Annotated in this window: 10 protein-coding genes; 3 read left to right on the top strand and 7 right to left on the bottom strand. The window is 62.7% G+C overall.

What is annotated here, in order from left to right:
- Positions 1–17: 17 nt before the first annotated feature.
- The gene (locus tag GKZ68_RS12190; protein WP_254243978.1) at positions 18–683 is read right to left on the bottom strand and encodes a C40 family peptidase; all 666 of its coding nucleotides are present in this window, start codon (positions 681–683) and stop codon (positions 18–20) included.
- Between the two features lie 93 nt (positions 684–776).
- Here GKZ68_RS12190 and GKZ68_RS12195 point away from each other — a divergent pair, with 93 nt between their 5' ends.
- Positions 777–2,186, top strand: a complete 1,410-nt coding sequence (locus GKZ68_RS12195; protein ID WP_173115098.1) for an FAD-binding oxidoreductase — start codon at positions 777–779, stop codon at positions 2,184–2,186.
- Positions 2,187–2,319: 133 nt separating this feature from the next.
- Here the strand turns inward: GKZ68_RS12195 and GKZ68_RS12200 are convergent, their stop codons facing one another.
- The gene (locus GKZ68_RS12200) at positions 2,320–3,948 is read right to left on the bottom strand and encodes an amidase (protein WP_173115101.1); all 1,629 of its coding nucleotides are present in this window, start codon (positions 3,946–3,948) and stop codon (positions 2,320–2,322) included.
- Between the two features lie 182 nt (positions 3,949–4,130).
- On the opposite strand from GKZ68_RS12200, the gene GKZ68_RS12205 reads away from it, so the two are divergent.
- On the top strand, positions 4,131–5,462 hold the full coding sequence (locus tag GKZ68_RS12205) for a hypothetical protein (protein ID WP_173115104.1): 1,332 nt from the start codon (positions 4,131–4,133) through the stop codon (positions 5,460–5,462).
- A 128-nt stretch (positions 5,463–5,590) separates the two neighbouring features.
- Here GKZ68_RS12205 and GKZ68_RS12210 read toward each other — a convergent pair whose 3' ends face one another.
- On the bottom strand, positions 5,591–6,586 hold the full coding sequence (locus GKZ68_RS12210) for a hypothetical protein (protein ID WP_173115107.1): 996 nt from the start codon (positions 6,584–6,586) through the stop codon (positions 5,591–5,593).
- 99 nt (positions 6,587–6,685) lie between these two features.
- Between GKZ68_RS12210 and GKZ68_RS12215 the strand changes: the two genes are divergently transcribed.
- On the top strand, positions 6,686–7,270 hold the full coding sequence (locus GKZ68_RS12215) for a DinB family protein (protein WP_173115110.1): 585 nt from the start codon (positions 6,686–6,688) through the stop codon (positions 7,268–7,270).
- Positions 7,271–7,311: 41 nt separating this feature from the next.
- On the opposite strand, the gene GKZ68_RS12220 is transcribed toward GKZ68_RS12215, so the two are convergent.
- The 4 genes from GKZ68_RS12220 to GKZ68_RS12230 all read right to left on the bottom strand — a co-directional run bounded on the left by GKZ68_RS12220 (position 7,312) and on the right by GKZ68_RS12230 (position 11,260).
- Positions 7,312–8,334: a M28 family peptidase gene (locus tag GKZ68_RS12220; protein WP_173115113.1), complete on the bottom strand. Its 1,023-nt coding sequence runs from the start codon at positions 8,332–8,334 to the stop codon at positions 7,312–7,314.
- A 136-nt stretch (positions 8,335–8,470) separates the two neighbouring features.
- On the bottom strand, positions 8,471–9,358 hold the full coding sequence (locus GKZ68_RS22700; RefSeq protein ID WP_367949159.1) for a DALR domain-containing protein: 888 nt from the start codon (positions 9,356–9,358) through the stop codon (positions 8,471–8,473).
- On the bottom strand, positions 9,295–9,981 hold the full coding sequence (locus tag GKZ68_RS22705; protein WP_367949160.1) for a hypothetical protein: 687 nt from the start codon (positions 9,979–9,981) through the stop codon (positions 9,295–9,297). Before GKZ68_RS22705 ends, GKZ68_RS22700 begins: the two co-directional genes overlap by 64 nt.
- Before the next feature lie 148 nt (positions 9,982–10,129).
- Complete coding sequence (locus tag GKZ68_RS12230) at positions 10,130–11,260, bottom strand: endonuclease/exonuclease/phosphatase family protein (RefSeq protein WP_173115116.1); 1,131 nt, start codon at positions 11,258–11,260, stop codon at positions 10,130–10,132.
- Between the last annotated feature and the right edge of the window lie 44 nt (positions 11,261–11,304).

Below are 11,304 nucleotides of genomic sequence, written 5' to 3' on the forward strand. Positions count from 1 at the left end.
TTCAGCTTCACCTAAGCTTATAACCGTGGCCGCACCGCCCGGATGAAACGGCTGAGGTAATAATCCGCCTCGAAGCTGTTCTCAATGACTCCCAGCGAGGTAGATGCGTGAATAAACTCCACGCCTTCGTCATCCACCACCGTCACCATGCCTACGTGCGTGATAACCTGCGAGCCGGGTGAGGCCCCGAAAAATAAAAAATCACCAGGTCGCAATTCGGTTGGCTTGATGGGGTCGCCCCAGGCCGCTTGCTCATTCGAGGAGCGCGGAATAGTAACCCCCGCGTCGGCAAAAGAAAGCTGGAGCAGCGCTGAGCAGTCCATGCCCATGCGCGTAGTGCCGCCAAAAAGGTAGGGCGTGCCTTGATACGAGCGGGCGTTTTCGATAACGCTAGCCAGCACGCCGGTAGCATTGCCGGGGCGGAAAGGGCGCTTCACTACGGTTTTGGTAGTGGCTACGCTGCCGCTGCTGGTGGGCACGGCGGTTTTCACCTTGGTTTTGGTGCCGCTAGGGCGGGCCACCACCCGCTGGCCGTGCTTGAGGCGGGCCATGTCGCGGGCCGAATAATAGCGGCCATTGAGCTGGTTGAGCTTACGCTGGCAGCTGCTGGCTAGCAGCAACCCCACGATTACCACGCCATAATAAGCCCGCCAGGCCCGGGGAACGGCCGGACGGCGCAGCATAGGGTGTGCTTTCGTTATCGGCCGTACCTTCGTTTTTTCACGCTGCATTACTGGCAAATATAGCCCGGCGACCTCTAGCCGCTCTTTTCATTTATGCCCTTCAACGCTCTTACTCCCGCGCTAGTATCCGCTTTTGAGCAGATAGTGAGCCCGGCCCACGTGCTCACGGCCGCCACCGCCGATGCCCAGCAGTACGAAGCCTACGGCCGCGACCACACCGAAGACTTTCACTTTGCACCCGATGTAGTGCTGCGTCCTGGCACGCCCGAAGAGGTGAGCGCCATTATGAAGCTCTGCCACGAGCACCGCGTGCCCGTGACGGCCCGCGGCGCCGGCACCGGCCTTAGCGGCGGCGCACTGCCCGTGCATAACGGGGTAGTACTCAGCATGGAGCGCTTCGACAAGATTCTTAGCCTCGACGAGCGCAACCTGCAGGCTACCGTGGAGCCGGGCGTGGTGACCGAGGCGTTTCAGAACGCGGTGAAAGAAGTGGGCCTGTTTTACCCGCCCGACCCGGCCAGCAAGGGTTCGTGCTTTTTGGGCGGCAACCTGAGCCAGAGCAGCGGCGGCCCCAAGGCTGTGAAATACGGCACTACCCGCGACTACGTGCTGAACCTGCAAGTGGTGCTGCCGACCGGCGAAATTATCTGGACCGGCGCCAATACCCTCAAGTACGCCACCGGCTACAACCTCACCCAGCTCATGGTGGGCTCGGAGGGCACGCTGGGTATTATTACCAAGGCAGTATTTCGGCTCCTCCCCTACCCGCAGCACAATATTCTGATGCTGGTGCCCTTCCGGCAGGAGGCGCAGGCGGCCGAGGCGGTGGCGGCGGTATTCCGGGCGGGCATTATCCCGTCGGGGATGGAATTTATGGAGCGCGAGGCCATTGCCTGGTCGTCGGATTACCTCAAAATCCCGCTCACTTTGCCCGAGGATATCACGGCCCACCTGCTCATCGAGCTCGATGGCCAGGATTTAGACGAATTATACAAGGAAGCCGAGCAGGTGTACGGCGTGCTGGAGAAGTACGACGTGGGTGAAATCCTGCTAGCCGACACCGCCGGCCAGAAGGATGACCTCTGGAAAATCCGGCGCAACATCGGCAATTCGGTGCGCTACAACTCCGTGTATAAGGAAGAGGATACCGTGGTGCCCCGCGCCGAGCTGCCCACGCTGCTGAAAGGCGTGAAGGAAATCGGCGCTCGCTACGGCTTCAAGAGCGTGTGCTACGGCCACGCCGGCGACGGCAACCTGCACGTCAACATCATTCGCGGCGAGCTTAGCGACGAGCAGTGGAACGTGGGTTTGCGCCAGCCCATCTCGGAGATATTCGAGCTGTGCGTAAAGCTGGGGGGCACCATCTCGGGCGAGCACGGCATCGGGCTGGTGCAAAAGCCTTTCATGCACATTGCCCTGGCCGAAGCCAACCTCAACATTATGCGCGGCATTAAGCAGGTGTTTGACCCGCATGGTATTCTGAACCCGGGAAAAATATTTTAATCGGTTTTTTGTGTAAACAGAACGTCATGCTGAGCCTGTCGAAGCATCTCTATCGCGCTGTGGGGTTAGTACCCTAGCGGGGCGGTAGAAATGCTTCGACAGGCTCAGCATGACGTTCTGTTTTATAGAACCACTACCCAATCACTGCCTTAAACTCCGGCGCGCGGCGGTGCTTGGTGGCCTGCTCGTAGGCATAGCCTAGCGCCAGCAGCTCGGCTTCCTTATACGGAGCCCCCACGAACGACAGGCCGATGGGCAGTTCGTGCGCGTAGCCCATCGGCAGCGTGAGGTGCGGGTAGCCGGCCATGGCGGCGGCGCCCGAGTAGCCGGGACCGGTGTTGTACTCGCCGTTGATGAGGTCGATGCAGGCGGCCGGGCCGGTGGTGATGGCCACGATGCCGGCTAGCCCACCGTCGGTTTTGAGGGCCGCATCGAGGGCGGCGCGGCTCGTATCGACCACTTTGCGCAGGGCGGCTTTGTACTTGTCGCTGGCTAGCCCGTCGGTTTTCTCGGCCAGCTCCAGGGTTTCCTGCTGGAAGAAGGGCATGGCCTTGGCCGCGTTGGCTTTATTGAAGGCGATGACGTCGGCCAGGGTTTTCATGGGGGCCTTGGTACCGGCCAGGTACTTGTTTACGCCATCTTTAAACTCGTAGAGCAGCACGTCAAACTCAGCTTCGCCGATGGGCTGGGTCGCGGTGCGCACGTCTACCTCCACCACCGTGGCGCCCTGGGCTTTGAGGTCGGCCACGGCTTTGCGCAGCAGCTCGCCGCCGATGGTCTGGCTAGTTAGGTGGCCTTTTTCCACGCCCAGCTTCTGACCTTTTAGCGCGTCGGGGCGCAGCAGGCGGGTGTAGTCGGCCGCTTTTTTAGGATTATTAGCCGAAACCGTGACGGCGTCGGCCGGGTCGGGGCCAGCCAGGGCGCCCAATAAAATGGCCGCATCGCGCACGCAGCGGGCCATTGGGCCGGCCGTATCCTGGGTGGCCGAAATGGGAATAATGCCCGTGCGGCTCACCAACCCCACCGTGGGTTTGAGGCCCACCAGCCCATTGACCGACGAGGGCGACACGATGGAACCATTGGTTTCGGTGCCCACCGCCACGGCGCACAGGCTAGCCGAGGTGGCCGAGCCCGAGCCAGCGCTGCTGCCGCTAGGGGTGCGGTCGATGACGTAGGGATTATGCGTTTGGCCGCCCCGGCTGCTCCAGCCGCTGGCCGAGTGCGTCGAGCGGAAATTTGCCCACTCGCTCAGGTTGGTTTTGCCGAGGATGACGGCGCCGGCGGCGCGCAACTGCCGGGCCACAAACGAATCCTGAGCGGCTTTGTGGCCGGCCAGGGCCAGCGCGCCGGCGGTAGTCTGCATCTGGTCGCCGGTGTCGATGTTGTCCTTAATAAGCACCGGAATGCCGTGCATAGGGCCGCGCAGCCTGCCGGCTTTGCGCTCTTTATCGAGGCCATCGGCGATGCTCAGCGCGTCGGGGTTAAGCTCAATTACCGAATTGAGCCGCGGGCCGGCCTTGTCGATTTCGGCAATACGAGCCATGTATTGCTGGCAGAGGCTGCGGCTGGTGGCCTTGCCGCTGGCTAGCTGCGCTTGCAAGTCGGCAATGGTGAGCTCGCCCAAGGCAAATGGGGCCGCCGCGCGCGGGTCAGAGTTGGCAGCGGCAGCCGCTGGGCCGGGGGCGGCCGAGGCGGCAAGCGGCAGTAAGGCCGAGGCGAGCGCAGCCTGCGTGCCGTGTTGAAGAAATTGACGACGTTGCATAAAAGTTGCTTGATAGGCAAGGGAATGAAGCTGCCAAAAGTAAGCCCGGCCCCGGCGCTGCCAAAGCCGGCCGCCAGCTATTTTTTGCGCCGCTCCTGCTTACCTGAACGCCGGGCGCGCCGGGGCGTATAGCAAGCAAACAATCTGCTTTTCCCACCGTCATCTTCTTCAGCCTTTTTCCGATGCCTAGCCTCAACGACCAGCCCAACGAAATAGCCGGCAACCACCCTAGCCAGCCGGCCACCGAAACTGCCAAGATGGGCGCCGATGCCCAGAACACTAACGCCAACAGTGCTTTGCAGCCAGCCACGCCAGCCATGCAGGCGGGCGAGCCGGCAGTTACTCCCCCACCATCCAGCAAAGAGCTGTTCGACAGCGAGATAGAGGCTGGCAAAGGTGCCGTGGAGCAAGGTGGGGAGCAGGAAAATCGCGAAGCTCAGCCCGCCGACCTGACGGCTGCCCCGCCCGCCACTACGACGCAGCCCAACGCGTATGGCGGCAACTTTGGCAACGACGTGCAGAACAGCTACCGCGATGCCGAGCGCGCCAGCAACCAGCGCGCCGATGCCAACCGGGGCGAGTTTGGCGAGCAGGGTGCGCTGGGGGCCACGCACGGCGGCTTTGGCAACCAGTACCGCGAGTTCGACACCGCCGCCGAGCGCCCCGGCGCCGAGGCTACGGAAGAGAAATACTATGGCGAAGGGGCTTCTGCTCCCGGTCCGCAGCACAACGCCTATCGCACCTACGATGGCCAGGACCGCCGCCCCGACGAGCAGGGCCACGCCGTGCGCGACACGCCCGCGCCGGCTACCAGGTCGTTTGGCGACAACGTGGCCGACCGCCAGCCCACCGATGGCCGGGGCAACGCGCAGGACAATCGCAATTTACCTGATAAATCGGGCGAGGTAGCGGCTTTCCAGAATGATAACGGCGCGCCTACCTCCGGCTCGGCCTACGCGCCCGATTACGGCCACACTTCGGGCGTGGGCCTACCGGCTGGCGCCACCGAAAACCACGTTGCCTCGGGCCTGGCAGGCCGCAATCAGCAGGAAGACCAGCATTCTTCGCGGGGAGGCTACGACAACCAAGGCAGCCAGGGTGGCCGCAGCCACGACCAGCAGCCCGGCGGCAATGCCCCCGCTGGCCAGGGCGCGGCCGCGCCCGTCAACTCGCCCGATGCGCTCCAGAACCCCGGCTATGGCTACGGCCACGAGCGCAGTGAGGAGGCCCAGCCCGGCAACCCCAGCACCGGCGATTCGCGCAATGGCTTCGGGGCTAGCGGCTCTAAGGAAGGCAACACTAGCCAGGGCTACGGCTCAAAGGGCGGCTCCTACGACGACCAGAACCCCGGTGCCCGCGGCCCGGAATATGATAATTTCACCTATCAGGACAAAGCACAGAACTACGGCCAGGAAAACCGCCCGGACTTTCGCCCCGCAGATGGCGACCAGCCGAAAGATGCCGATGATACCGCCCCGCGCCGCAACGCCGGCCGCGATGAGCCGGCCCAGTAAGTGGTCTGCAGTAGTGCAAGCGTAACGCAGAGAAGCGCGGCAATCTTTCTACTCGTTGGGAGCAAGCCCCCAGTGAGTAAAAAGATTGCCGCGCTTCTCTGCGTTACGCTCGCCAGGATAGCCGGTTTTTAGCGGTGCACTTTCATGTCGATGTCGTACTTGTAGCGCGGCGGACCGCCTAGCGGCACGGCAAAGAAGGGCAGCGCCGTGTCGTACTGGTCGGTGACGTAAAACACCACGTCGTTGAACGTCGTGGCTTTGCTTACGAGGCGAAAATCCAGCGACAAGCCGTATTCCTTGGGATTGATGGGTAGCACGCTACTCGTCCACTGGCCGTCGCCGCTCACCGGGGCCGAATGGCCATTCTTGGCAACGCTGAAAATGGTAAGCTTGGCCGAGTTGTCAATGTCAAAATTGCTCTGCTTAATACTTACCACGTGCTCATTGGCAAACGGGTAGAGGTGCACCGTAACGGCCCGGCCCGTGGGCGCGGCCGGAATCCGGAAGCAATACTCGTAGGTAAACGCGTTGCCGCCCGGAATAGGCACGTTCAGGTTGGGACTGCTGCTGAGGAAAAAGCGATAAAGGTTGCCGTCGTTGCCGCTCAGCCCGCGCACCACCACCTTGTACACGTAGCCCTGAAACTGCTCTACCAGCTCGCCTTCCAGCGGGTTGAGCGGGCCGAAATTGAAGTACTTGCCATCGTAAGCAGGCTCATCGCCAAATACTTGCTGCTTGATGAGGCGGCCGCTGGGCGGGCCGGCGGGGCTAGCCGGGCGTGGGTCGGTAGCGCCCTTGGCCGAGTGCGTGCCGGGGCCGCCGTAGAGGCTAAACTCGGTGCGGGTATTGAACTGCCCCACCTTGGCATCGAGCTGCCCGCCGCAGTCGGGGTCAAACACCCGAATGTAGATGGGCCGCCGCTCGGCCGCTGGCACCAGGAAGAAAAAGGTTTGGGTAAAATCATCGTCGCCGCTCGTGGTGGGCGCTTGCGGGCCAAAGGTGACCAAACTCTCAATTTTTTCGCCGGGATTAGGCACGGCCTGAGCCGCCGCGCTGGTTGCCAAGCCAAGCACCAGTCCCCACACCACAAGCAAACGAGTTAGAAAGTAAACGTGTTTGTACATAGATGAAGCACGAAAGTCCCGACTGCCCCGAAATAGATTCTCAGCCTGGGCCGTAATATTACAACTCAAAGCTTCTGTTCTGCCTGCTATCCTTCCGTTATGAGTGCTTCCGCACGCGATACTACTGAGTTTTTTGACCAGCTGACCAATCAGGTACTGGCCCTGCGCGTGTTATCTCACCAACGCCTGCGTCCCCTCACCTCGGAGCAGCTCAATCGGCGCCCCGGCTACGACAAATGGAGCGCTGCGCAGTGCCTCGAACACCTCAACATCGTGGGCGGCTACTACCTGCCCAGCCTCAAGGCGCGCCTGCGGCTAGCCCAGGCCAAGGGGTCGACGGCACCCGCGCAGGTGCGCAGCGGCTGGCTGGGCCGGTACTTTACTACTACGGCCCAGCAAAAAAATGGTCTGGGCGACAATCTCTTGCGCCTCCCCAAGCAGTTTGCGCCCACCGGCACCCGCCTCACCGGTACGGTGGTCGAGGCCTTCAACCGCCAGCTCGATGAGCTGCTGCGCCTGCTGCTGCTAGCCCGCCAGGTCGATGCGGGCACCGTGCGCGTGCCCAACCCGCTTTATCCCTGGCTGCGGCTGCGCCTCACCGATGTGCTGGAGGCGCTGGTCACCCACATTCAGCGCTACGTGAAGCAGGCTGAACAGGTGGCCAAGGCTACCGCTAGCACTTAGCAGCAGTACTGTTCTTTCAAGTTAGGATAACTTTACTCTCCTTATTCATTATACAGCACCTGCAACACGGTCTGGCCCACGGCTTTCATCGTTTTGCGGTCAATGATGCTCATGTTGTCGGAGGTGGTGTGGTGATAAGGTGGAAAAGCTTCACTGCCGTATGCCGGGTGGTCGTAGATATCAACGGTGGGCACACCGGCCTGGGCCGTATACACGTGGTCGTCGAGAATCTCGCCCGTATCAGAAAACAGGAAATAGTCAGAATACCCGATTTTAGCGGCCGTATTCCAGATTTTATCCACCACCGAGCGGGCATTTTGCAACGACTTCGCCTCACGGGTAAAATGGCCGTTTTTGGCGCCTACCATGTCGAACAGGATGCCATATTCAGCCTTGTAGCCGGCGGGCAGCAGGTGCTTGGCCCAGTACTGCGAGCCCAGGCACCACGAGTCGGAGCCGGCGGGTAGCTGGTTCTTTTTGTCGGCCTGCGTGTCGGCTTCGTAGCCCCAGTCCTCGGCATCTACCAAGATAATATCGACGCCCACGTTGGGCGCCAGGCTATCGGCGCGCTGGCTGAGGCTGCGCGCTATTTCGAGGGCGGTGGCCACGGCGCTGGCGCCGTCGCTAGCCCCATCCATCGGCGCATTTTTGTGCGTCTTGTCGGCATCGGCAAAGGGACGGGTATCCCAGTGCGCGAAGATGGCCACGCGCCGCGCCGCCGTGGGCTGGTACTGCGCCACAATGTTGCGGCCGCTAATCTGGGTGCCATCAAAGGTCATGGCCTGGAATGGCTGCTCGCGCACGCTCAGGCCAAAGCTTTTCAACTTGGCTACCAAATAATTACCGCAAGCCACGTGGGCCGGCCGGTTGGGCACGCGCGGGCCAAAAGCCACTTGCTTAGCCGTGTAGGCGTAGGCCGAGTCGGCGTTGAAGACGGGCGCCGGGGTCATTTTAGTAGCCGCCGGCTGGCTAGCCGTTTCGGCCGGCTTTTCGGCGGGGCAGGCGGTGAGCAGAGCAAGGCCGGCTATTGCCAGCAGGGAAGAGCGAATGGGTTGAAAACGCATAAAATACAGCTGTCATCCTGAGCTTGCGAAGGACCTTCTCACGCCCGCGCCGCCTTTAAGTTATGTTGATATGACGAAAGTGGCCGTGAGAAGATGCTTCCTTCGTCAGCATGATAAAATAGTAACTACCTGCGGTTTACTCTTCACTATATGCCCACTCCACGCCCGTTTTGGTGTCTTTAATCACGATGCCCTGGCCTTTGAGGGCCGTGCGAATCTGGTCCACCTTGTCGTAGGCCTTCTCCGATTTAGCTTCCTGATAAAAACCCAGGGCCAGGGTCAGCAAGTCTTCGGCGCTGGCGCGGGGCTCATCGCGCAGGCCTAGAATGTCGCTGACAATGGCGCGGTAGGCGGCGCTAGCCTCCGCTACGGCCTCGGGGCTCACCTCGGCCAGAGCGGCGGGGCTGGCGGCCAGGGTGTTGAAGCGCTTGAGCAGGTCGAACACGGCGGCCACGGCGCGGGGCGTATTCAGGTCGTCATTCAAAAACTCGAACGGCTTCTGGCTGAGCGCAAGTAGCTGCTGGCTATTGGCGGCCAGCTTTTCCGTTTCGATTACCAGCTCCTCATTCCGCATTTCCAGCTTGCCACTATCCAGCAGGCGCAGGCCATTCATCAGCTTGCGGAAGCCTTTGCGGGCAGCTTGCAGGGCATCGTCGCTCAGGTCGATGGGCGAGCGATATTGCGCTTGCAGGAAGAAGAAGCGCAGCGTCATGGGCGAATACGCCTGGGAGAGCGCGGCACTCTGGCCCTGAAACATCTCGGTGAGCGTCACGAAGTTGCCGAGCGACTTGCTCATCTTCTGGCCATTCACGGTCAGCATGTTGTTGTGCAGCCAGAAGCGGGCGCCGGTGCTGGGCGTGCTCGATGCCTCGTTCTGGGCAATCTCGCACTCGTGGTGCGGAAACATAAGGTCCAGGCCCCCGCCGTGAATGTCGAAGGTGGCGCCCAGGTATTTGCGGCTCATGGCCGAGCATTCGAGGTGCCAGCCCGGAAAGCCCTCGCCCCAAGGCGACGGCCAGCGCATAATGTGCTGGGGCTAGCCTTCTTCCAGAGCGCAAAATCGGCCGGCGAGCGCTTTTCCTCCTGGCCCGCCAGCTCGGTGCGGGTGCCGGCCAGCAGCTCTTCCACCACCCGGCCCGAGAGGCGGCCGTATTCCAGCCCTTCGGCATTGTACTTGGGCACGTCAAAATACACCGAGCCGTTGGCCTCGTAGGCCAGACCCCGGCCGATAATCTCTTCAATCAAGCCGATTTGCTCGGTGATGTGGCCACTGGCCTGGGGCTCGATGTCGGGCGGCAGGCAGCCGAGCGCGCTCATGGCCTGGCGGTAGCGCACGGTGTAGTGCTGGGCTACCTGCATGGGTTCGAGCTGCTTGGCGCGGGCGGCCTTGGCCATTTTGTCCTCGCCGTCGTCCGAGTCGCTTTCGAGGTGGCCCACGTCGGTGATGTTGCGCACGTAGCGCACCTGGTAGCCCAGGTGGCGCAGGTAGCGCGTGAGCACGTCGAACACGATGGGGCCGCGCGCATTGCCCAGGTGGGCGTCGTTATACACGGTAGGGCCGCACAGGTAGAGGCCCACCAGCGGCGGAGCTACGGGCTCGAAATTTTCCTTTTTACGGGTGAGCGTATTATAAAGCGTGAGCGACATGGAGAAGTGAACAGTTGGCAATGAGCAGTGCGCCGTTTTCGGCGGCTACTGCTCCCGGCGCAGGCATCGGAGTTAACGCAACGGCGAAGGTGCGGCAAAGTTCAGCATAGCGCGCGGAAGTAGCGCGCAGCCGGAGCCAGGCACTACTTCAGCTGGTATAAGGCCTCGACCGGAAAATGGTCGGCATACGGGATTTCGGTGTGCACGCGGCAGGCCAGCACCCGCCACTGCGGGCCGGCAAACTGCTGGTCGATGCGCAGCAGCGGCGGCAGGCGGCCGTGGTAGGTATTGCCCGGTCCGAAGCCCACAGTAGCCCAGGCATTCTGGAGGGGCCAGCCAGGCGGTTATAAGAATAGGAGTAAGGCAGGTCGTTGCAGTCGCCGGCCAGCAGCACCGGGTAAGGCGAATGGGTAAGGCGCGCCACCAGCGTATCGGCCTGCCAGGCGCGGGCTGCCGCGCCGCGCGCGAAGCGCCCCAGCAGGCCGCGCCCCTTGCTGCGCAGGCCGGCCTTGCTAGAGCCGGCGGCCACCAGGTCGTTCTCATCCATACTCATGCTCTGGAGGTGGGCGTTGAAGATGCGCACCGTGTCGTGGGGGCCGGGACCCACCACATCGACCCACATGGCGTGGTTTTGACTGAGGCGGCCAAACGCGATTTCGCCCCGGCCCACGATGGGCAGCCGCGAGAAGATGGCTAGCCCAAACTGCGCGCCCGCGCTATTCGTCAGGCTTTTGGAGATGAACGCCTGCCGGCCGCTGGCCGCGCCCAGCTTGTCGGCCACTCGAAACAGGTCGCCGTCGCTGGTGCGCGTGCCGGCCGGTTCCTGGTAAAACTCCTGGAGGCACAGCACGTCGGCCGGGCTGGCTGCCAGCCACGCGATGGCTTTGGCCGGGGCGGAGGGGTCAGCCTTGCGCAGGTGGGCATACACGTTGAAAATGCGCACGTTGGCCGACAGCAGGCGCAGGCTGCGGCGCGGCACGGGCTGGGCTAGCGGGCCGCTGGTATAGCCCGAGGCGAGTTGGCGCAGCCCCGCCCAGTGCAGCGGTAGCCCGCGCTGCACCTGCGGCCACGCCAGCAGCAGCGCCGCCAGCGGCAGCAGCGCAATGCGGCGCCGCCGCAGCGCCCACCCGAGCGCCACCAGCGCCGTGAGCGCCAGCCACAAAGGCACCGTGAGCGCCAGCAGGGGCGCCAGCGCCAGCTGCCCGCCCGGTACCCGCTCGGCGGCCACGCTCAGCAGCAGGCCCAGCAGCACAAGGAGGGTAAAACGGTAGGAAAGCAAGCGGCGCACACAAGACCGGCAGCGCGTAAGTAGGCCGCCGGCCG

It is taken from the genome of Hymenobacter sp. BRD128 (genome assembly GCF_013256625.1).
In the GTDB taxonomy this organism is placed as follows: Bacteria; Bacteroidota; Bacteroidia; order Cytophagales; family Hymenobacteraceae; genus Hymenobacter.